Here is a 21,896-nt window from a genome sequence, read left to right on the forward strand (position 1 = left end):
TCATGAGTGTCTGTGAGAATTTTTCTTATGGTCACTCATGATGAATACTTAGTTCCATTTTTAAATCGTTCTATTAACTCGGACGCATACAAAGTCTTCTCTCTAGCCGGGGATGCTTCCAATCGCCGCTACTACCGCGTGGTTCTTGACCAACATTCTTGGGTCTTGATGCGCTGGGAACCTTTTGATCCGAATAACTATCCATTCTTGAGTGTCCTAAATCACTTCGCTAAAAATGGCGTGCACGTTCCGCATGTCGTTGCAATGTCACCTGAAGAAGGCTTGGTCCTTCTTGAAGATCTTGGTGATTTAACGTTAGAACGCAAATTTTGGGAAAGCCAAACGCAAGAAAACTCGATGGAGTTTTATAAAATGGCCGTTGATGAAATCGTTAAGATCCATCACCCTGCCACTTTGGATAAATCAGAATGCACGGCTTTCAAAATCCAATTCGATACTGAAAAATTCTTGTGGGAAATGAACTACGGCAAAGACAATCTTCTTTCCGGCGTTTTAAAATTCCCGTTCAACGACAAAACCAATAAAGAAATTTCTGACATCTTCTTGGATGTGTGCACGAAACTTCATAACGAGCCAAAGCGCATTGCTCATCGCGATTATCATTCTCGCAACTTGATGATCAAATTGGATCAGATGACTGTCATCGATTTCCAAGATGCACGTTTGGGTCCGATTCAGTATGACCTTGTCAGCTTGATGCGCGATTCTTACGTCGATATGAACGATAGTATGGCGAAAACTTTGATCGATTATTACCTGGATCAATCAAAGCAGTATTTGCCGAAAGATTTTTCGCGTGAACACTTCGATCGCATCTATGAATTGCAATCTATTCAACGATGCTTCAAAGCGTGCGGCAGTTTCGCCAGCTTCTATCACTTACGCCAAGATAAACGTTACCTGAAATATCTTTCAGGGACTCTTCGTCGCGTAATGAAAGCCATCAACGAATTCCCAGAATACAAAATGTTCGCGGATGTGTTGATTGACTCTGGCGCTCTTGAAAGAAAGTACGAAACTCTATGAATCTGATGCTGCTTGCAGCGGGTGAAGGCACGCGCCTTCGCCCTTACACTCATCAATTGCCGAAGCCTGCTATTCCATTTTTGAATTTGCCACTGGCTTCACACTCTTTGAGTTTTTTAAACGACATTGCAATTGATAAGCTTGTTGTTAATACGTTTCATCTTCCTGAAAAAATCCACTGTCTTTTCCACAAAATTCCCCATGGCGCCAAGGAACTTATTTTTTCTGACGAGGTCGGCGAAATTCTTGGTAATGGCGGTGGCTTAGGCAAAGCTCGTCAGCACTTTCACGGTGGCGGCGACTTTATCATGATGAATTCGGATGAAGTGATCCTGCCGAAAGATGCTGATGTCCTTAAAAAAGCTATCGCCCAGCACAAAGCTTCAGGTGCACTAGCCACTTTGATGGTGATGGATCATCCAGGCGTGGGTACTCAATTCGGTGGTGTGTGGGTCGATTCGAAGGAAAATAAAGTTCGTGGTTTTGGTAAGACTGCGATCCCCAATACAGATAAAGCTTGGCACTTCATCGGTGTACAAATTCTTTCAGAACGTATTTTCCAATATATTCCGTCAACGGGCGCTTCTAACATTCTGTATGACGGCGTGGCTGCTGGAATCGCACAAGGTGAGCTTGTACAGGTATGTCCTTTTGAATGCTCCTGGTTTGAAACTGGCAATATCAAAGACTTCTTAGAGGCTTCAGAAAAGTGTTTGGGATATTTGATGTCTTCTGAACCATCTTCTGAAAAAGCGGCTTTGGAACGTGCGTTTCAACGTTATGCAAATGGCAAGATGATCACCCAAGATTTTGCGGGAGCTCACCTGCATTTTTCTAATGATGCACGCATCGATAATAATTCTAAATTTGAAGGCTTCGTTTGTTTCGCGGAAGGCAGTCGCTTGCCGAAGGAATGTAAGCTTAAGAATGTGATTGTCGGTGAAGGTGTGTCTGTGGCCCCAGGAACTGAGGCCGAAAACACTTTGCTGCTTTAATTATTTATAAAGCAGATATTTCTTACGTTCTTTATCCCAAGACTTTTCATCTTTAAGCAAAGCTTTGTCTAAATCGGCAGGCTTTGCATTTTTGTTTTCGATCCAATCTTTTAATTCTGGTCCACCGTTAATCACGTTGAACGCCAATTTATCTTTCACGTACTCATAAGCAAAATCGCGATAGATTGGATAGTTCGGGTAAAGCTCTCTGATAACTTTTAACATCAACGCCACTAAACGGAACGGTTTAAACTGTTCGTGTTTGTAAGCGATACTGTCCGTGTGGAATTGGAAACCGTGGCACAATTTTCCAACGTGCTTGTGGAAAGTCGGTTCAAAGAAACATTCACGCAACACAACGCCTTTGTGCCATTGCGGAGCTTTCTTTTTCATCTCTTTCAAAACTTTTGCGAAGTCGATATCGGAAGCGCCAATGATTTCTAGCGCACGAGTCGTACCGCGACCTTCTGAAAGAGTTGTGCCTTCAATCAATACTGTGCCTGGATATGCTCTGGCCATATTTAGCGACGCTGCATTTGGTGAAGGATTCACCCACGGGCGCTTCATATCCCAGCCATAGCCAGGAGCTTTATTCGGAGCATAGCCCTTCATTTTCACAACTTCTAAATCAAGATTTAATTTGTAGTGATCTTTGAAGTACAGCGCTAGCTCGCCCACAGTTAAACCATGGCGCATTGGAATTGGTGCGGCACCAACAAATGACTCCCAACCTTCACGCATACGGAAGCCTTCGATCACGCGGCCCGCTGGATTGGGTCTATCAAGAATGATGATTTTTTTATTTAACTTTGCGCATTCTTCCATCACGTAAAGCAATGTTGTGATGAAAGTGTAGATACGGCAGCCAAGGTCTTGCAAATCGAAAAGAACGACGTCGAAGTGGGACATCATCTCTGCAGTCGGTCTGCGAACTTCACCATACAAACTGAAAATTGGAATTTGATGAACAGGATCAACGAAGTTTGGGCTTTCGATCATATTGTCTTGTTTGTCGCCACGAACACCATGTTGTGGACCGAAGGCGCATGACAACTTGATTTTTTTTGAAAGTAAATCCAGGCTGTGTTGCAAGTTTTCATCGACACTCGCTGGATGACAAATCAATCCAACTTTTTTGCCTTTAAGTGCTTTTAATTTTTTGCTGTCGCTTAGTAAAACTTCAAGACCCAACTTCATGATGCAAATTCCTTTTCGCTATTACGCGTATTAGTCTAACGGGAATTTGATTGTTGGTTAATCTTTTTAATGAAAAAAGCGGGTTCGTGACCCGCTTTGTATTTAGAACTTATTTTTGAAGTGCGATGTCGCCAGGACTAAAGAATGACTCTTGGCTTTCTTTCACTTTGTAGCGTCGACTCATCATCAAGAAGATACTGTCAGCGGCAACACCAATCGGTTCGCCATTATAGTTTTTCGACATACCCGCAAGACTTGAAGGATCGCGATCAAGACCGAACTTACCAGCACCGGCTCTACCGCCAGCACCTGCCCCTGCGTAATCGCTGGAACCATCACCACCGGAAGCGCCATTATCAAAACCAGCTCCACCGCCGCCGCCACCTTCTTCGTAACCGTTAGCTGCAGTCGCTGCACCGATTTTAATTTTGTCGACTTTTGCGTAAGCTTTTTTCTCTGCCTCTGACATTGCATCCATCGCACCAGCGATCATACCTGATGGGAAGCCCGCCGCAGCCATCGCAGCTTGTGAAGAAAAGTCTGATGCTTTGTAGGTTTTATCGCCAACTTTGAAGGTACCCATTTTAGGGTCGTAAACCCCTTGCTTTTCAATGCTCTTCAATGTGTCAGGAACTTTTGTATACGTCGGATCCTTTGAAGTTAATGTCTCGTAAGGATTTTCAGTGCCTGAACCAGTTCCGCTCAAACCACCAAAACCGTCAGTTTGAAAACCTGTCACGCCCGCAGACCCTGCAGCACCACTATGGTCACCACCCTGCGCAATATTGGTTAACCCCATTCCCACTAGCATTGTACCCATCATAATTTGTGGTGTTCCTGCCCCGCACTCACATGAAGCATTCTGAGCAATTCCAGATCTAATCATCATACCGCCGGTAACTACTTGAATACCACCAGTAAGCTTATTGATCGCTGAAGCTTTGCTATTACCACTTCCAGATTGATCGGAACCGTCTTTCACGCTTGGCTGCGCTGAAGTCCCTGTAGGAGTTGTACCATTCTCAACACCAGCACTACCGGTATTTTTAGTTGTGGGCACTGAAGACACTTGCGTTGCAAGGCCGATTGCTGGTGCAAACACCAAACTAAATGCACATAGGCTTGAAAGAAATAATTTATACATCAGTCCCGCCTTTTAGTTATTTAGCAAAGTTGTATTGTTATCACGATAACGGTCACGAACTTTTTCCCAGTTCGATTTACCGCCTTGGCCCGTAACTTCTTTTGTCCAATTGCCTTGGCCAGCCATTTTATTTGGATCTTGCGCACCACCTGGCAAGTAACCACGAAGTTTGGAATCAGAAGAGCCCGAGCCACCGCTCATACCCCAACTTCCTCCACCGCCACCACCGCCGGAAGCGCCACCAAGAATGTTTGCATCAAGACCTTTTTTTCCATTCGCATCACCAGTCGGAGCACCAGTGCCGGAACCTCCGCCACCACTACCACCTAAACCAGCACCACCGCCCATTGGCGCACCTGGAGCACCACTACCAGATGAATCACTAGCTACTTTTCTTTCATCACCAGCGGCAGCGCCGCCAGAAAGGTCTGCACCACTTAATCCATTTTTGTTCGCTGAATTTGCATTTGGCGAAGAAAGAGCTGACATAGTTCCAATTGTAGAGTTCTCTCCAGCCTTTTGCAGACCATTCGCACAACCCGGCAAACGTGGGTTTGCTATACACAAGCATTCAGGCAACTGAGCATTTTCTGGCTTCGAACATTTTTCAGCAGTATCCGCTGTCGGAGTATTCGCCGCAGTCGAGCTACCGTTTGTCTCATCACCACACTGTTGCGCTTGATTCAAGCTACGCACAACAGACAAGATACCAGTGCCCGCCGAAACTAACATATCACCATACGTATAAGTACATGCTTTATTTTTCGAAGCTATTGATTTTGGTAGAGTAGCTTCTTTTTCGTTAGTTTCTTTAGAGGCAACCTGGACAATTGTTTTTATATTTGTTGTGAACGTATTCTTATAATTTGAGCATGCACCTGCTTGAATATCTTCACATGCACCAGTCATCTTCGAAGCCAGATCATTAATTTGTTTGATATTATTAAAGACCGTTGAACAAGAACTTTCACAAGACGCTCTTGCTGCTGAACATGCTGCAGTATAAGCAGTGAGACCCGCCTGAGCCATGGTCATTACTTTACCAAAAGTATCACAAGCGTCTTTTACTGCTACAGTATTAAACAACGCCATCAAGGGGTTAATTTTATTCAATGTATTTTGTAAATCAGGGCTTGTTTCTTCACGACATAGCCACTTAGCAGTCGCTTGGGTCTTTACACACGTACCATGTAAGTTTCCGTAATATGAGGCTGCACTCGATAACTTTTCGATTACTGGCAACTCATCTACCTTTCCATCCACTACAGCCTTAGCTGCCGTCTCAATCGCTTTTACAGCTGCAACCAAGTTCTGTGCATCTTGTGTATAACCCTCAGGACTCGTAGGGTCTTTAATAGCAGATCCTCCAGCAGTAGACGCTGGAGTATCACCTTTGGTAGCTGAATCATTTGCTGTCGGATCAGCAAACACGACGGAATTTAATGCAGTCACGCACACAAATATAGTGAGTAACACACCAAACTTTTTCATAAGAAGATTCCCCTATACCCTAACTTTTCGGACAAAAGTCAGACAATCTTGAGGAATTGTGGAAGTGTATCAAAATAAGACGAATTAAAAATCTTCAGGTGGAGGGTTGAGCAAGCGACCCGCACTTGTTCCTTCGCCACCCAATTTAAGCTCTTTAGAGTTTAGCCAATCAGAAGAAATCATCTTCACACCAAAACCAGTTGAACCACCAACAACGCAATTCCCAGGATTCGGTACGCCCGCAACAGGTTCGGTATCACATTTGCCAAACGTGTTTGGATTCAAAGAGTAATCCATAAGATTTTTATCACTCCAGCCCGTAAGCAAATGCTTCCAATCATCAAGAGTGAAAGTAAACAATGATTTTACCGGAAGATTGGAGTCAGGAATTTGCGCCACTTCGGCCATCTGATCTTTCACAGAGTATTCTTCTAAATTGATCGCGCCAGCTTTGTAGCCTCTGTGATAGCCAAGATCAGGTCTAAACTGATTCGCAACGGCAGAACCTACTTTAGAAATGAAACCTTTTTTCATTCTGTCATAATAATTATGATAGAAATCTGGTTCGATTGAATAATAAGCGTTGTCGAACGTATTGGGCACGATCGCCGAAAGTTCTAACTTACGCATCTCTGTAGGCATGTTAGAAATAGAATCCCACGCCATTTGATCACCGGATCCGCCAGAATCAGCAAACTTGTAAGGTAGTGCATCCCAGTCCGCAAAATTTGGAGACGACTTAGATACACCAGCGTTCGGATCATTATAAATCGCTTGATAACGACTAGAGCGCCACACAGGTGAAGTTTCGTAAATTGCCTGTCCATAATAACCAATCATTTGAGCCGACTTCAAGCCGTAGGGATCACCAACATAGCGACTATAATTTGCGGCGCGTGTTTTCATATTATTTGGATCAGTAACTGTACCCGCAACTGCGCCAGGATCTGTAGGACGAGGAGGCAACATTGGATCTACGATTGTTGAGCCATCAGAATATTGGTTGTCAGTTTGTCTGAAACTCCAACTGTTGCGATACCAAGGACCGATTCTTCCGCCAAAAGGTTTAAAGAAAGCTCGAGCTTTCAAAGTCACTTTTCCAAAAGGAGAAAAAGGAATAGCAGGTTGAGTTTCCGCCGACGCGCCAACATATCCTACGCACCAAGGATTTTTCTCGACACCCATTGAGAAGTTAAATGTATCGTTGAGATTTGAAAGATACCCAATACTCTGTGCTAACTCTTCTATGCCACTAACAAAAGCCGTTTGAGTATAATGCGCAGGTAAACTATTTGGATCGCCCGCAAGTTCTTTAGCCACTGTATCGATGGCGCCACCGTTTGAATTACCCTGACATACAGTGTCGATGTATGAAAATCCTGGATAAATTTTGATAGGACTAAGCCACTTAACAGGGCGATCTTTATCTGTAGTTTTCCCACAAGCAGCACTGCCCAGAGAGTTATAAGTCTTGAAGCTGTTTACCGCTCTGCGATTTGGAACTGTTAAATTGTTCTGAAATGTATTCTGCATGCCGACCTTAACCGATTCACCATCAAGGTCATAAAAATCTTCTTCGTTCGCGCTCATTGCTTTTGCAAGTTCATTAATAACAAGCATGCGATCACGTTGGTCAGTTTTAAATGCGACAACGAACTTCCCAAGCATCAAATAATTGAAAGATCCGAAATCTCTACAGCGCTCAAGAGCTTTACTGATCAACATATCACTGACTGATTTCATTGTGCGCGTGATGGACAAGAAACCAAATACTTTCGGAGCACGGAACAAACTAATGGATGATTGCTCGGCCATGAACTTACAGGTGTTTTCGTCTTTAGGCATCGGTTGAAATGGAATGTAGGTAATGCAAAACGCCGGCGCATCTTGCATATTAACCATAGGACCGGATGATGATACGCCCTCGACCGCTAAAGCAGTTCTTAACTGAGCGGTACTTTTTAAATAAGGGTGATAAATTGATTCCCCCGCACTACCCAACATACGATAACGCCACGCTAGCAGTTTCCAGCTTTGGCGAATTTGATAATTCATGTGTCCGATAGCGTTTAGATCCTCTGCTTGTTTCGCGGCACCATAATATGCGGCAAGGTCGACGGAGTTTTGGAGATTGATTTTGTGGTGAACTAGCAAGCCGACGTTGATGACCATCGCAAAAAACAAAAACAGCACCTGAAAAATCAAAGCAACGAACAAGGCGACTTGGCCTTTGCGATCTCGAAGCTTGAATAAAAAAGTACTGTTGTGGTTCTTTAACATTTGCGTTTAAACATTGTCTCTTATCGAGGGCTTAGAGGCAATAACTCGACCTCGAAAACTTTGACTTGTTCTATAGTGAGATGACAGACTTTTAGCCATAGTTCTAAGGAAGGAACTCGACAATGGTCCGTAAGTTCATCGCAGTCTTTCTAGCTCTCGTATTATTGCCGCTGAGTTCTCACGCGGACGTCCTCTTTGAAGGTTATTCGAAAATTATTTCGGGTGACCAACATATTGGCTATGTGATCAGCCGCTACGAATTTGACTCTAAAAAGAAGCAATTCCTTTCAACATATATTTTAAAAACCGGCAAAGGCGCGACAGAGACAACAGAAAGTCTTAAAGCCGTCGCCGATAGCGAACTTGCGCCCATTTCTTACGAGTACACGAGTTTAGCAGGTAAGGAAGTCAAAACCATCGACGCGAAATTCAAAGGTGGCAATCTTAATGCCCTCATGAAAACGAACGGTAAAATCCAGCGCATCGAAAAGAAAATTCCTAAAGGCACATTCTTATCAACATTCTTGGTGTACTTGATGTTGAAAAGTAAAGAAGGCTTAAGATCAGAAACAAAATACGAATACCAAGCAATTGCTGAAGAAGATGCCGCTATTTACAAAGGCCAAGCCCTTGTTGGTAAAGAAGAAAACTTCAACGGCTTTAAGGCATTCAAGATCTTAAACACCTTCAAAGATCTTAAATTCCTAAGCTACGTGAATGAACGTGGGGAAGTTCTTGGCACAAACGCAATGGCTCAAGGAATCTCCACAGAACTTGTCGGAACTCCCAGCGATGCAACGGCAAATCTACCTTTTAGCAGTACGATCTTAAAAACTTTGTTCGGCGGAGTGCCTGCGGGAACTCAAAATATCGTCGCACAAAATTTGAAAACAAAAAGCACGACGCCAACACCAGGAAAACAAATGGGTGTTCCTCAAGGTGAAGGCATTAACATCAAAGCTCAGCCAGATAAAAGCGGACAGTAAAGGATTCTCTCATGAGCATGAAATCAATCATCGGCCAGCACATGTTTATTGGTATTTCAGGACATGCACTCACTGCCGACGAAAAGAAATTTATTGTTGAAAATAACATTGGTGGTATCTGCCTTTTCGGAAGAAACGTTGCCGATCCAAAACAAGTTCATGATCTTTGTGAAGAGATCCAATCGCTTCGTCACAAACAAGAAGACAAAGCTCCACTATTTATCGGAATTGATATGGAGGGCGGTCGCGTTCATCGCTTGAAACCTCCATTCACAGTGTGGCCACCACTGCGCAAACTTGGCGATCTTGATGCTCCGACAGCTTCTTTCCATTTTGCGAATCGCATGGGCCAAGAATTAAAAGCCGTGGGAATTAATTTGGACTTCGCACCGTGCGTGGATGTTTTCACAAACACAGCAAATACAGTTATCGGTGATCGCAGTATCAGCGACGATCCAGAAAAAGTAGCTCGCCATGCTTCCGCACTTGTTCGTGGTTACATCAAATCTGACATCATCACTTGTGCAAAACATTTCCCCGGTCATGGCAACACGATCGTTGATAGCCATTACGATTTGCCTGTTGAAAATCTAGATATCGACAGACTTGAAAGTTTGGAACTTATCCCGTTTAAGAAAACTTTTAAATCACGTGTTGATATGGTGATGACTTCGCATATCAAGTTCCCAAAAATCGATCCCGATTGGCCAGTGACTCTGTCAGAAATCTTCATCAAAAAAATTATTCGTGAAGAGTGTCGTTATCGCGGTCTGGTGATTACAGACGATTTGGGAATGAAAGCGATGGCAAGTCACTTTGGCGTCGAAGAAATCCCAGTGCGCGCGCTGCAAGCGGGTGCCGAACTTCTTCTGTATTGCAATGAACCTGAAGTGCCGCCACAGGCAATTGATGCGATCTTGGGCGCAACCGCACAAGGCAGTTTGGATAAAGCGACTCTTGAAGCCAATCACCAAAAGATCCTTGAGTTCAAAAAGCAAAAAATCACTCAGCCTGAACCACTCCCTATGAGTGAAGTTATTAAAATCGTCGGTTCGCCAGAGAATTTGAAGATCGCAACGGCAATTGCCAACGGTTCAATGCCTGAAGGACTCCTTCCAGAATAGGCTGACCAGCGCCGATACACCCCTGAATTTATTACCCACGCCTGACCTGCAAGCTCAAAGCAGGTCAGGGCTCGCTATGGCCCGGGAATTGATAATGCTTCCCTTGTTGCCAGAGGAGTATCTATGGGTTTCGACGTAAAAAGTGATAATGATCACGACCAAAACCAATTAAGTTTGTTTGAGATGCCTTCAATGAATTTCATTGAAGCAGAGAAATCTCAAACACAAGCAGCTCCCGTGGCGGCCCCTGCAGTGCAGTCTTCAAAAAGTTCAAACGCTTTGGATTATCAAGCCTGGGCGATGGCTCACAGTGAACCTGAACAAAGCAAAACTTCAAAGTTCATGACAATGTCGATGGCTCTGCACGCAGCAGCTATTCTTGGTATTGCCGTGATGAGCGTTCCTTTAGTTGAACAAGCTAAAACAGAAACAATCACTATTGAAATCGAAGACACTCCTGCTCCCCGTTTGCAAGCTCGTGGTGCGAAGGTTCCACCGACTCAAGGTGGTACTCCTGTCGTAGAGGAAAAACCAGCTCCCGCAGCACCAGCGAAACCAGCCGTAGCTGCAGCTGAAGCCGGTGGCCCGGGTGACGTTCTTGTTGCCGCGAAGACCGCGAAACATCCAAAAATGGCGAAAGCGGCAAAAGCGGCTGTCGCAAAATCTCCAAAAGCTAAAATCGCAGGCGCAAAAGCCTCTGCACGTAGTATCGCTCCAAAAACTCAAATTAAAGCTGTGCCGATGTCGATTGACGATATCGATGCTCCATCTTTGGATGAAGGCGAGTTGGCAAAAAATCCTGTTCGTTCAGATATGAATGAAGATTTCAATGAGGACTTTGCAAATATCGATCGCTCTCACAAAAAAGCGATTGCGCAAGAAAAAGCTGATATGGATGCAATGGCCAATGCACTTGCAGCCGAACAAGATGATGAATTGAAATCAATTGAAGACAAAAATAAAGAAGATGCCGCTCGCTTCGCAGCTCTTCAACAGGACATGAGAAAGAACAATGCGAAAGCCATCGCTTCAGCAATTGCATCTGAGCGTGCTTCTGCTGCGGCGGCAGCACGAGCAGCCGCTGATCAAGAGGCTCGTGAAAACGCCGCTCGTCTTGCAGCCGCTAATGCAGCGAAAGCTAAATCTGGCTTAGGTGGTTCAGGTAATGGTCATGGCCGCGGAACTGGTGCGGGTGCTGGCAATAACGGTTCTTCTGATGTCGGTACGCAAGTTGCGGGAAATCCAAAAGGTGTTCGTAGCCTTGATCAACTTCGTCAAATGCCTGGCAACCCTCGTCCACAATACGATCGCGAAGAACGTCGTCGTGGTGACCAAGGTGAAGTTGCATTCGTTGCGTGGGTAACGAAAGACGGTCATGTCACAAAATTCCGTCAGATGAAATCGACAGGTTACCAAAACTTGGATTCAAAAACTTTGGAAGCGTTGAAAAGATGGCGCTTCTACCCAGGGCAAGAAGGTTGGGTTGAGCTTCCATTCCGTTGGGACCTTAAAGGCGGCGTTCAACAAGATGGCGGCCGTTTAAGAACAAGCGTTAGCCAAAACTAAATTCACTTTCTAATTCCACTGAGCACGCAATCGATCCAAGAATCTTCTTGCAGGCATGCTCAGTGTTTTTCCCTTCTTCGTAGCTAACCACAATTTAAATACATGCGGCTCTTCAACATTGATCTCGTGCAGTTGGCCGCTCTTGATTTCTTTATCCACCATGAAGCGTGATAGATAAGCGATACCGCCACCCGACAGGCAGATGCGTTTTTGTTCTTCTTGCCCACTGACTTCGATCCCCACGCGTGGCATTTCACCGAAGAGTTCTAATAAAACACGCGAAGCACGCTTCTGCCCGATCGCCCCTACGGAAGAGATATATCCAACTTTACTCAAGACCTTCTTAATCGTTGCGGCTTGGTTTACGCCTTTGCATTCTTGCCAAACTTCAGGCTGAACAACTAAGGCCATCGGCTCTTCATGAAGAGCTTCGTAATTAATTTGCGGAGTTAATACTTTCGCAAACAACAAACCAAATTCATACTCATCAGCTAAAACAGAATTAATAATTTCATCCGGCGTACCAATCGAAATCACAGGTACAACTAAGGGAAAATCTTTTCGGAAGCTCTGCAACTGCTGCAGAATTAAATAATTCATAATGTGATCGGTCGTCGCCAGTCGCAGAGGACCTTCGCAGACCTCTTGCTCGCCATTACAAATTTCATTGATTTTGCGCACAGTCTGAAAAAGCTGCTCGCACTGACGGAAGACTTCCTGACCCGTGGGAGTTAACTGCACGCCCTGTTTAGAACGATTAAACAGCTTCACCCCTGTGTTTTCTTCAAGAAGGGCCACAGAGCGGCTGAGTGCGGATTGGCTGATATTCAAGCGCTTCGCGGCGTCGGTGAAACGACCGTCTTTCGCAACCTCAAAGAATACGCGTAGATAATTAAGTTCCATATCTGCCCTCGTCCTTACATCTAATTTTTAGATAGATATCATATAATACATCTAATTTACATAACGAATTGCGTCGCATAGAAAAGCTTCAAGTTAATAACCAAACCCACGGAGATTTATATGAAACTTTCAGCATTCTTTTCGATGTTAGTAACAACTCTTTTTCTGGCTCCAGCAGCTTTCGCTCACCCGGGCACAAACACTCTGACTTGTACTGCGAAAAATGGCGTCACAGCATTTAGACTTCACCGCTTCAACAGCACTGGTTGGATGGCACCGTTGATGGATGTCACTTACCAAGGCAAGACATACAATTTCCGCCCTGAAGATGAAGAGAACACGTTTGGTGAAACAATCCACGATTCACCGATGGGCATTATCTATGTCACTGCGGGTGTACGTGATCCGCAATACAGCAACTTCACGGTGAAAGCGATTCCGCAAACTGTTCAAGCTTTCGATATGGATGGCAACCCAGTGAAATGGGATTTGCAAAAGGCCAATGACGAGTGCAGCGATTCAAATGGTAAAGCGAAATTCCAGGGCGTGTTTAAAGGCTACATGCAGCTAGATTCTAAAACGACATTGGATATGGATGCGCAAATCATGGATTGCGAACTTGAATACAACAGCGGAATGGCGTGCTAGTTCTGCTTGCCAGAATCAGAAGTCATCACTCTTCTTAGCGTCTTGGCGATCCACCTAGTGGGATCTATCTTAGCCTGCTACCTTTTCGATAAAATTCGAAGAGGTGGTGGGTTTTCTTTTTTTAAATATAAGTAGTTGATGCTCGAAAAGAGCAAAAGACTCCGTTAGGGCATCGACCAGGGCATCGACGAGCTGGAATAAGCTCGCTAAGAATTCGAAAAAGACAAAAAGGAAAAGCCTTTGGCCATTTGACCAAAGGCTTTTTTATTATCTAAATACTTAAATTTACTAAAGAACTAGTCTTTGAAAAGAGCTTTAGCAGATTTTGTAGAGCCTTTTGTGCGAAGAGCAGCTTTACGTTTTTTACCGCTAGTAGATTTTTTCTTTTCGCGAATGTACTCAGTTTTTTTTGTTTTAGAAGCCATTGTTCACCTCTTATTATTGACAGAACGAGTTAGTTATCAAAACGGAATCACCAAGTCAACCGAATGCCTATAATCTCCAGACTTTTCAGTATTTCCCTGATAGGCGTAGTTTATTTGGAATCTAGGGCCATTAAAACCAACTCCGGCGGTCAAAAGCTGCCTAGAATCGTCGGTATCGTTCGAATAACCGAAGCGCGTGATGATAAATTTATTCAAATAAGTCTCCAATCCGACCCCATAAAAGGACTCTGAAGTCGCATCGACACGGAAACGGATGGAATTTTGGTAGATAAAGTTAAATCCCGCCCCCACAGAGGTTTTTTCACGAAACTCTTTCGGGATATTGTCCTGCTCGCCCAAAAGGTTGTACCCCACAAGCCCAATCCCCAGATTTGAAAACGGCGTGTACAGGAAGCCCAAATCCACGTTGGTTTGCGAATACGATGCGTTCGGGATTTTTTGTTCAGTGTAGTGGCCCGTTAAACCCATCGAGAATTTTTCAACCACGAAGTCAGCTAACGTCACCGCGATGTCTTGCTGTTTCAAATCACCAAAACTGCTTGTCGATTTTTTTTGTACGTAAGACAGCCCCGCAGGCACAACACTTTCAGTGGTGTTATCGCTTAAGCTCGCTGCAAATTCGTCCTTCGCAAAAGAAGTGAAAAGAAAACGACCTTTGAGATGTGGCAAAGTCGCGGAATTTAACAAAAGGGCATCGCCAGGCTCTATAGACCCACGGCCAGTTCCACCGCTCGCGGCAGAGATGGAGGAGTTATAAACTTGGGCCGAAGCCACGTTCAGGCTAAGATAAACAAGTAAAAAAACAGGAAGTTTAATTAAGCTCAAAGGACGGAGCATGATGATTCACCTCGTTGTACGACAGCTGTGTGCATTTCTTTTAGCACTGACATCCTACCAATCGGTCCAGGCGGCAAACAACAACTTTGCTGCAAAACCTATTCGTTCTGGCGATACATTGATCGGAATTCTAGCGAAAAATGGTTTCACGGGTCGCGAGCGCGAAGTAGTTTTGAGTTCGCATGCAGGCCTACGCCAACTTTTCCTGACTCTCGATACAAAATATTTAGTGCGCCGTGATGCAGGTGAAACTGAATTGCGTGTTTTCGACTCGCAAACAGCAGCAGCTTTCCGTATTTTGAAAAAAGGCGGCAAAGTCAGCGCATTCCCCTACATTCCAAACTACAAAATCACTCTTGAACGAATTGACGGTCGCATTCACGGCTCTATTTTGGGAAGCATCCTTGCGAAAATCGACAGCAACTTCGTCGCAAGTCGTTTCACTGATGCCTATGCGTTTGATATCAGATCGGCTCGGGATCTAAAACGTGGCGCAAACTATTGGTTCACGGTGCAAAAGAAATATGAAAGCGGTCACTTCATTAAGTACGGCGAAATTATGCAAACGTCGTTGGAAATTGACGGCCGTGACGTGCGCAAACGTTTCGTGAAAAATCCAGACGGTGGCGTCTTCTTTAATAGTGATGATTTGCTAGAAAAAAGACCTTTGTATGCACCAGTGAATTACTTAAAAATCGCAAGCACCTTCCAACCGAATCGCCTGCATCCGATCACGGGTCGCAGACAACCTCACTTGGGAGTTGATTTTGAATTGCCAAAAGGTGAACCGGTGTTAGCTGCTCGTAAAGGTGTTGTAGTTCGTTACGGCAATAACCACGCGGCAGGAAATTACATCGTTCTGCTTCACTCGAACGGAATGGAAACAGCTTACGATCATCTTTATAAGATTGATAAAAAGATTCGTCAGGGTCTGAAAGTAAATGCCGGTGAAAAGATCGCAGAGGTTGGTTGTACAGGTTACTGCACTCGCGCGCATTTGCATTTCGCAGTAAAAACAAAGGGCCGAATGGTCGACCCTTTAAATTACATCAAAGCTTATCCGTATCACATGGAAGAGCAGCTTGAAGCTCGCGTAGCTAAAAACTAGTTACGCGTGCAAATGCTGATATAGTTACCGCAACGTTTCGTTGGAATCGTTGACGTCATATAGGCACCCGCTGAAAGAAGCGAGTTAAAACACTCACCATAAACAGCTTCTGGCGTACCAGCAGTGCTGCCTGGATTATTTGAAGTCGTATAATAGTTCACGCCTGAAGCGGCACCATTCACAAGATCTTCGTTATAACAAGACACGCCACCTTTAGGCACCACGCACTTCAAGATTGGATTTACATCCCATAGATCCGCGCGAATTTGGCGACGAACAACTTCAAGTTCAGCCAGGTAACTGCCAGTTAAAGTCGCATAGTTCACCGCTGGACAATAAGTCGCAGCATCTTGCGCACGCACAACTAAATACTGGCGAGTACAGTTCCAACTTCCTGAAACTGAGCCTGTTGAAAGATCCGTCTCTGTAATACCTTGCAATTGATTCGCTGGCAAAATACGCGAAGCTTCCGCAGAACGATTCGCTGGTTGACCAAAACCAAGTTTATATGCGCGACCGTAAGCCGTTTTCATCGGTGACGTTGAGCTTGGACCACGAATCACATTTGGATCTGAAGAACTGTTTAAATAAGAAAGAACAAGAGCGCCGTCATTCGCAAGAACGTTTCTAAAGCCTTGCGCGATACCTTGATCCGTATTGAATTTCATCGTCGCTTCAACAACTCGCGCATCTGGAGAGAATGGGAAATAGCTGATATACGGAGCAGCTTTCGCCGTGTTCAAACTTGTCATGATCAACGAATCAGTCAAAGTACTAGCTAAACCAACAACATCCGTACCCAAAGTTACTGAAGTTGAAGACGAGTACACATTCAATAAATTTGTTTTCGAACGAATTGCCAAGTTCGCAACAGCGTCTTTATTCGCTGGCGAGTCCGCTAAGAAATTCGCGTATTGCTCTTTGCTGATTGTAGTTGCTGGATAGTTTGGCTTGAAATTGTCTGGATTATCCACGTAAGTGAAGAACGCATCATTCAACTTAATGCCGCCCGTCGAGTAAGCGCCTGCTTTTAACGAGAAAAACGCTTCCTGACCTGTCAGTGAAGATTCAGCACATGAGTTGTAAGTGATCGTATCGACCGTCGCGTCGAAGGCGAATGGAATAGCAGCTACTTTGGCTCCGGTTGCGGAACCGTATTTAGCTGAAAGCGCCGCATCGACCGCTGCAGAGCTGATCTCATCATCTAGTGATGAGTCAAAACCCGCCTTACCGCAGTTTTGAAACGACACGACAAGAACGCCAGAAGCGATGATGCCTCCAAACGCACGCCACGTCGCTTTATTCAAACGTACTTTCATGGACAATTCCCCCGAACTATAGACTATCAGACTCATCGGAGTTTAGTTGATAAAACACAAGTGATTTCTCAAGTTAAGACAACGCTCATTATGGCTTGTCTTAGAATGAAACGTTTGAGAAAAATAAGGGATGCAAAAAGTAAAAAAAGCCATCATTCCAGCAGCGGGTTTAGGTACAAGATTTCTTCCGGCAACTAAAACGGTTCCCAAGGAAATGCTGACTATCGTAGACGCGCCAATCATTCTTTACGTGGTGGAAGAGGCCGTTAAAGCAGGAATCGAGGACATCGTCCTTATCGCTGGCCGTGGCAAACACGCGATTGAAGACTTTTTCGATACTTCTTACGAACTTGAAGACAAACTTGCGAAAGATGGCAAAGAAAAGCTATTGGAACGCGTAACAAGAATTCGCGACAAAGCCAACATCATCAGTATTCGCCAAAAACAAGCTTTGGGTTTAGGACATGCAGTTCTGTGCGGTCTTCCGATCATCGGTAAAGAGCCCTTTGCAGTTCTTTTGGGTGACGAAATTACGATGGAAGCAAACGGCGAACCGAACGTCACTGAACGTTTGGTAAAATCGTTCGAACAAACTGGCGTTTCAACTATTTCGGTGATGAAAGTTGGCGATAAAGACGTTTCAAAATACGGTATCGCGGAAGTCGAAGAAAATAACTCTGGCTTCTTCAAAGTGAATTCGTTGATTGAAAAACCTAAACCAGAACAAACGAAAAGCCGTTGGGCCCTGCCAGGTCGTTATGTCTTCGACAATGCGATCATGGATATCCTGCAAAACGCGAAACCGACTTTGAACGGTGAGATCCAACTGACTGACAGCATGAAGATTTTGTGTGAACAACGCGGTCTAAATGCCATGACATTCACTTCGGATCGTTACGATGCGGGTGACAAGCTTGGATATTTGCAGGCAAACATCGAACTAGCCTTGAAGAATCCTGAATTAAGTAAAGAATTAAAGAGTTACCTTCACGACCTAGTTAAGACTTTCTAGAACTTTGACAGAATAAGAGGCCCGTATGAAAAAAATGTGGATGGCAATTGCAGCTTTGGGACTTTTACCCGTAGTCGCATCCGCTTACATCATGCCGACAAGAACGATCCTGCAAAAAACGTCTGAAAATGCGGGCTCTGGTATTTATGCAATTGAACAAGAAGTGCAATTTGCAAATGGTGAAGACACACTTCACTTGAAAGAAACTTGGTTGATCGATAGTGATCGCACAATGCGTTTGACTGTGACTGGCGGTAAAGATCTTCAGAACACTTTCAAAATTCAATTTGTGTACGCTGGTGGTCAACGTCACAGCATGATCGGCAATTCTAAAAAAGCAGATCGTATTTCTGACGACTTCCTTGAAAAGTTTTTGAACTTCAGAAGCCCTGAAGTTTTTGCGACAAGCCTTGCTCACTATAAAATGATTCCAACGACAGCGTTCAATAAAAAACCAATGCCGAAAACGGCTGCAGAAATTAAATACGAACCAGAATCATGGGTTCGCTATTCACGCACAGGTGGCGTACCAAATTATGCTTTGGGTATCGCGACTCCAGTGGGTCAAGATGCAAACAACCCTGGAATCTGGATCGAGCAAGATCAATTCGTGGTTCGCAAAGTTCGTTTGCCAAGCCAAGTTGAAATGACGGCGGATAACTACAATCAATTCGCAAAAGGTTTGTATTATCCTCGTGCACGCACGGTTCGCTGGGGCAACAACACTGTGAATATTCGTCTAATCAGTGTTTCAGCTCGCCCCAATACGGCTGCAAACTTATTCCAACCGTCTTCAATCGACAGCAATTTGAACTTGTCTGGCATTGAAAAACTTCCTGCTAAAGACGCAGTTATTGAGTTCTACTCGAGGTACAGATGAGTGAAAAGCTGTGGAAGGTTGCAGTCGATGCTCCCCTTCCAGAGGCTCTCACTTACAGCTTCTCTGAACCATTACAGCGAGGCCAGTTAGTTAATGCGCCTCTAGGAAAAAGAAAAGTAAAGGGCTTAGCTTTAGGCCCGACCGAGACACTTCCTGAATTTCAAATCAAAAGTATTGATTCGATTGATGAAGAATATCGCCCCCTGCCCGAGCCATTTGTAAAATGGCTTGAGTGGCTGGCGTCGTATTATCTTCACCCCGTTGGTCAAGTGGTGCAATCGGCGTTTCCTCCTTTGAAAAAGCAGGAAAAAACGCGTGCAAGCAAACGTGCGCCGGTTATTCCGCAACTTGAAGCCGACACGCAGTTAGATCTGACACCCGAACAACAAAAATGTTTTGAAGACATTTCGAAACACGAAGGCTTTTCTACGCATTTGCTTTTTGGTGTGACGGGCTCTGGTAAGACCGAAGTTTATTTGCGCTTGCTGGATAAAGTTTTAAAAGAAGGCAAACGCGGATTAGTTCTAGTTCCCGAAATCTCTTTGACACCACAATTAGTGCAACGATTCGCGCGTCGTTTTGGCGATAAAATCGCAGCCACTCACTCGCAATTGACAGATCGTGAACGCACGAATCAATGGTGGGACATTGTCGATGGCAAAAAATCTATTTTGATTGGCGCACGTTCAGCTTTGTTCTGCCCGATTGAGGATTTAGGTTTAATCATCGTCGACGAAGAACACGAACCAAGTTTCAAGCAAGATGAAAAATTAAAATACAACGGCCGCGACGCCGCTGTGATGCTTGGTAAAATGATGAATTGTCCTGTCGTTCTTGGCTCTGCCACTCCGAGCTTAGAAACTTGGAAGAATGCACAAGAAGGAAAATATCACCTGCACACGTTGAAAAATCGTGTGGCTGGACGTGCATTGCCTACGATTGAAGTAATCGATTTACGTCAGCAAAAGGCCGACGATGATAAGCAGAAAATGATGGTGCAAAAATATTCGCACCTGCCATTCTGGTTAAGTCCCGAGCTTTTTGAAAAAATGCATGAGGTGTTAGATCAAGGCGATCAAGCCGCTTTATTCTTGAATCGTCGTGGTGTTGCGCAGATGGTGGTGTGTCCTGCTTGTGGTCACACGCGCGAATGCCCGAACTGCGATATTTCACTCACATTACATGCAGGTTCGCATTTAATCTGTCACTACTGTGACTATCACGAACAGTTCAAAACGAAATGTCCTGACTGCAAAGAAGGCGAAATGGAAGCGATCGGTTTAGGAACCGAGCTTCTTGAAAACGATCTGACTCGTCTTTTTCCAGGTAAAAAAATCGCACGTGCGGACCGCGATGAAATTCAAAGTCGCGCCGATCTTGAAGAACTGATCAGCAATATGGAAACAGGCGAGATTGATATTCTCGTTGGAACACAGATGATTGCGAAGGGTTTGGATTTTCCAAAACTCAAACTTGTCGGTTTAGTTTTGGCTGATGTCGGCTTCAATCTCCCTGATTTCCGTGCAACCGAAAGAAGTTTCCAACTGATCACACAGATGAGTGGACGCAGTGGACGTCACGTAAAAGAAGGCGAAAGTCCGGGCTACGTCATCATTCAAACTTTCAATACGGAACATGAGAGTATCACTTTCGCACGCAATCATGACTATGAAGGATTCGCAAATAATGAACTCATGATCCGAGGAGCCCTCAACTATCCACCGGTAGGTAAACTTGTGGGTATGAGAATTCAAGGGACTCATCTTGGGAAAGTTGAAGAAACCGCACGACTTTTGGCAAGAAGAGCGCAGAGTTTGAAGGAAAAATTCCCGCAATATGCGTCTATGGAAGTCTTAGGACCTGCTGAGGCCCCTCTAGCGAAGTTGCGTGGCCAGTTTAGATATCATCTTTTGTTGAAGACAAATCAGAACAGTATTGTGAATCCATTTGCGAGGCAGCTCCTTGGAGATCAGGAGTGGGTTCCTTCGGGAGTAAAAATATTGGTCGACATTGATCCAATGAATTTGCTTTAACAACTAAGCCTCAGTTAGAATCTACTCTTGAGGTTTAAATGATCCAATGCCCGCGCTGCGGAATACAAGTTACAGAACTGCACCCTCTTGATCCTGACTTGGTTTCAAAACTTCAGGCAGCAGGAGAAACAAATTTGCCACCGCAAGTTTGTGCGGGTTGTATTTCTGATTTGCGCAGAACCGTTGCCACAAGCAGCGGTGGTGTGTTGATGGCGCAAGAACGCGCACGTGAACAACATCGTTTGCAACTTTGGAAAAGTCGCGTGCAGCTTATTAAAAAAGCGCGCATGTCGATGGGCTCTAAACTTTATTCCGATGCCGCAATTTCTTACGAAAAATATCTGAAAATCTTGGATATCGTTTTTGAAGTGAAGAAGGGTGAAAAACTTCGTCCTGAAGCTTTCAAAGAATCAGCTCGTACCACAGAACTGACTGTGGTCGCCTCGGTTTACTGGGACTTGCTACGCATTTACGATACGAATGAAAAATATCAAGATCGTATGCTTAATGCTGCAAAACAATTGGCCATGTTCATTCAGTTCACGCCAATTTATCCAGACATCATTAAAAAAGCAGAGTCATTTGCGAAAACGGCAAGAAATCCAAATATCGTAAAACAATTCTTGAAGATGTCTGACAAAGAAAGACCACGTTGTTTTATCGCAACGTCTGCTTTCGGTCCGCAGTCACTCGAAGTTCAAGAGTTGCGCGTATTCAGAGATTTCACTCTAAGAAACACCTCTTGGGGACGTCGCTTTATCGCCCTTTATTATAAGCACTCCCCTGCGATTGCTTGCTTACTCGATAAGCAACCGTGGCTCAAACCCGCAGTGCGAGCGATTCTCCGTCTTATGATTAAATGCGTTAGCTAAGTTTTCCC

At 44.5% G+C, this 21,896-nt stretch carries 19 protein-coding genes; 11 read left to right on the forward strand and 8 right to left on the reverse strand.

Annotated features, from left to right (window positions below):
- The first annotated feature begins 12 nt into the window (after positions 1–12).
- Positions 13–1,047, forward strand: a complete 1,035-nt coding sequence (locus DOE51_RS18345) for an aminoglycoside phosphotransferase family protein (RefSeq protein WP_246845183.1) — start codon at positions 13–15, stop codon at positions 1,045–1,047.
- Complete coding sequence (locus DOE51_RS18350; RefSeq protein ID WP_142697971.1) at positions 1,044–2,042, forward strand: sugar phosphate nucleotidyltransferase; 999 nt, start codon at positions 1,044–1,046, stop codon at positions 2,040–2,042. The genes DOE51_RS18345 and DOE51_RS18350 overlap by 4 nt, the downstream gene beginning before the upstream one ends.
- Here the strand turns inward: DOE51_RS18350 and DOE51_RS18355 are convergent, their stop codons facing one another.
- The 4 genes from DOE51_RS18355 to DOE51_RS18370 form a co-directional block, all read right to left on the reverse strand.
- A complete protein-coding gene (locus DOE51_RS18355; protein ID WP_142697972.1) occupies positions 2,043–3,239 on the reverse strand; it encodes an exo-beta-N-acetylmuramidase NamZ domain-containing protein in 1,197 nt (398 codons plus the stop codon).
- Positions 3,240–3,348: 109 nt separating this feature from the next.
- Positions 3,349–4,383: a hypothetical protein gene (locus DOE51_RS18360; RefSeq protein ID WP_142697973.1), complete on the reverse strand. Its 1,035-nt coding sequence runs from the start codon at positions 4,381–4,383 to the stop codon at positions 3,349–3,351.
- 12 nt (positions 4,384–4,395) lie between these two features.
- On the reverse strand, positions 4,396–5,874 hold the full coding sequence (locus tag DOE51_RS18365) for a hypothetical protein (RefSeq protein WP_142697974.1): 1,479 nt from the start codon (positions 5,872–5,874) through the stop codon (positions 4,396–4,398).
- An 84-nt stretch (positions 5,875–5,958) separates the two neighbouring features.
- Positions 5,959–8,154, reverse strand: coding sequence for a TadE/TadG family type IV pilus assembly protein (locus tag DOE51_RS18370; protein ID WP_142697975.1), 2,196 nt, complete (start codon positions 8,152–8,154; stop codon positions 5,959–5,961).
- Between the two features lie 122 nt (positions 8,155–8,276).
- On the opposite strand from DOE51_RS18370, the gene DOE51_RS18375 reads away from it, so the two are divergent.
- The 3 genes from DOE51_RS18375 to DOE51_RS18385 all read left to right on the forward strand — a co-directional run bounded on the left by DOE51_RS18375 (position 8,277) and on the right by DOE51_RS18385 (position 11,830).
- Positions 8,277–9,140, forward strand: a complete 864-nt coding sequence (locus tag DOE51_RS18375) for a hypothetical protein (protein ID WP_142697976.1) — start codon at positions 8,277–8,279, stop codon at positions 9,138–9,140.
- Between the two features lie 11 nt (positions 9,141–9,151).
- Positions 9,152–10,264, forward strand: a complete 1,113-nt coding sequence (nagZ, locus tag DOE51_RS18380) for a beta-N-acetylhexosaminidase (protein WP_142697977.1) — start codon at positions 9,152–9,154, stop codon at positions 10,262–10,264.
- A gap of 123 nt (positions 10,265–10,387) precedes the next feature.
- Positions 10,388–11,830: an energy transducer TonB gene (locus DOE51_RS18385; protein ID WP_142697978.1), complete on the forward strand. Its 1,443-nt coding sequence runs from the start codon at positions 10,388–10,390 to the stop codon at positions 11,828–11,830.
- Between the two features lie 9 nt (positions 11,831–11,839).
- On the opposite strand, the gene DOE51_RS18390 is transcribed toward DOE51_RS18385, so the two are convergent.
- Complete coding sequence (locus DOE51_RS18390) at positions 11,840–12,733, reverse strand: LysR family transcriptional regulator (protein WP_142697979.1); 894 nt, start codon at positions 12,731–12,733, stop codon at positions 11,840–11,842.
- 120 nt (positions 12,734–12,853) lie between these two features.
- On the opposite strand from DOE51_RS18390, the gene DOE51_RS18395 reads away from it, so the two are divergent.
- Complete coding sequence (locus DOE51_RS18395) at positions 12,854–13,381, forward strand: hypothetical protein (protein ID WP_142697980.1); 528 nt, start codon at positions 12,854–12,856, stop codon at positions 13,379–13,381.
- 296 nt (positions 13,382–13,677) lie between these two features.
- Here DOE51_RS18395 and DOE51_RS19385 read toward each other — a convergent pair whose 3' ends face one another.
- Both DOE51_RS19385 and DOE51_RS18400 read right to left on the reverse strand, forming a co-directional pair.
- Positions 13,678–13,806 carry a hypothetical protein gene (locus DOE51_RS19385; protein WP_256373172.1) on the reverse strand — a complete coding sequence of 43 codons (129 nt, stop codon included), beginning with the start codon at positions 13,804–13,806 and terminating at the stop codon, positions 13,678–13,680.
- A gap of 36 nt (positions 13,807–13,842) precedes the next feature.
- Positions 13,843–14,664: a hypothetical protein gene (locus tag DOE51_RS18400; protein WP_246845184.1), complete on the reverse strand. Its 822-nt coding sequence runs from the start codon at positions 14,662–14,664 to the stop codon at positions 13,843–13,845.
- Between DOE51_RS18400 and DOE51_RS18405 the strand changes: the two genes are divergently transcribed.
- Positions 14,663–15,772 (forward strand): M23 family metallopeptidase, encoded by a 1,110-nt coding sequence (locus DOE51_RS18405; protein ID WP_142697982.1) that lies wholly within the window; start codon positions 14,663–14,665, stop codon positions 15,770–15,772. The genes DOE51_RS18400 and DOE51_RS18405 overlap by 2 nt on opposite strands.
- Here the strand turns inward: DOE51_RS18405 and DOE51_RS18410 are convergent.
- Positions 15,769–17,091: a hypothetical protein gene (locus DOE51_RS18410; protein ID WP_246845185.1), complete on the reverse strand. Its 1,323-nt coding sequence runs from the start codon at positions 17,089–17,091 to the stop codon at positions 15,769–15,771. The two genes, DOE51_RS18405 and DOE51_RS18410, sit on opposite strands and share 4 nt — an antisense overlap.
- A gap of 130 nt (positions 17,092–17,221) precedes the next feature.
- Between DOE51_RS18410 and galU the strand changes: the two genes are divergently transcribed.
- The 4 genes from galU to DOE51_RS18430 are packed head-to-tail and all read left to right on the forward strand — an operon-like array spanning position 17,222 to position 21,888.
- Positions 17,222–18,103: a UTP--glucose-1-phosphate uridylyltransferase GalU gene (galU, locus tag DOE51_RS18415; protein ID WP_142697984.1), complete on the forward strand. Its 882-nt coding sequence runs from the start codon at positions 17,222–17,224 to the stop codon at positions 18,101–18,103.
- Between the two features lie 25 nt (positions 18,104–18,128).
- Complete coding sequence (locus tag DOE51_RS18420) at positions 18,129–18,983, forward strand: hypothetical protein (protein ID WP_142697985.1); 855 nt, start codon at positions 18,129–18,131, stop codon at positions 18,981–18,983.
- Entirely contained in the window at positions 18,980–21,016 is a 2,037-nt protein-coding gene (priA, locus tag DOE51_RS18425) for a primosomal protein N' (protein ID WP_142697986.1), read from the forward strand. The genes DOE51_RS18420 and priA overlap by 4 nt, the downstream gene beginning before the upstream one ends.
- A gap of 38 nt (positions 21,017–21,054) precedes the next feature.
- Complete coding sequence (locus tag DOE51_RS18430; RefSeq protein ID WP_142697987.1) at positions 21,055–21,888, forward strand: CFI-box-CTERM domain-containing protein; 834 nt, start codon at positions 21,055–21,057, stop codon at positions 21,886–21,888.
- Positions 21,889–21,896: the final 8 nt, after the last annotated feature.

It is taken from the genome of Bdellovibrio sp. NC01 (assembly GCF_006874625.1).
Classification (GTDB): Bacteria; Bdellovibrionota; Bdellovibrionia; order Bdellovibrionales; family Bdellovibrionaceae; genus Bdellovibrio.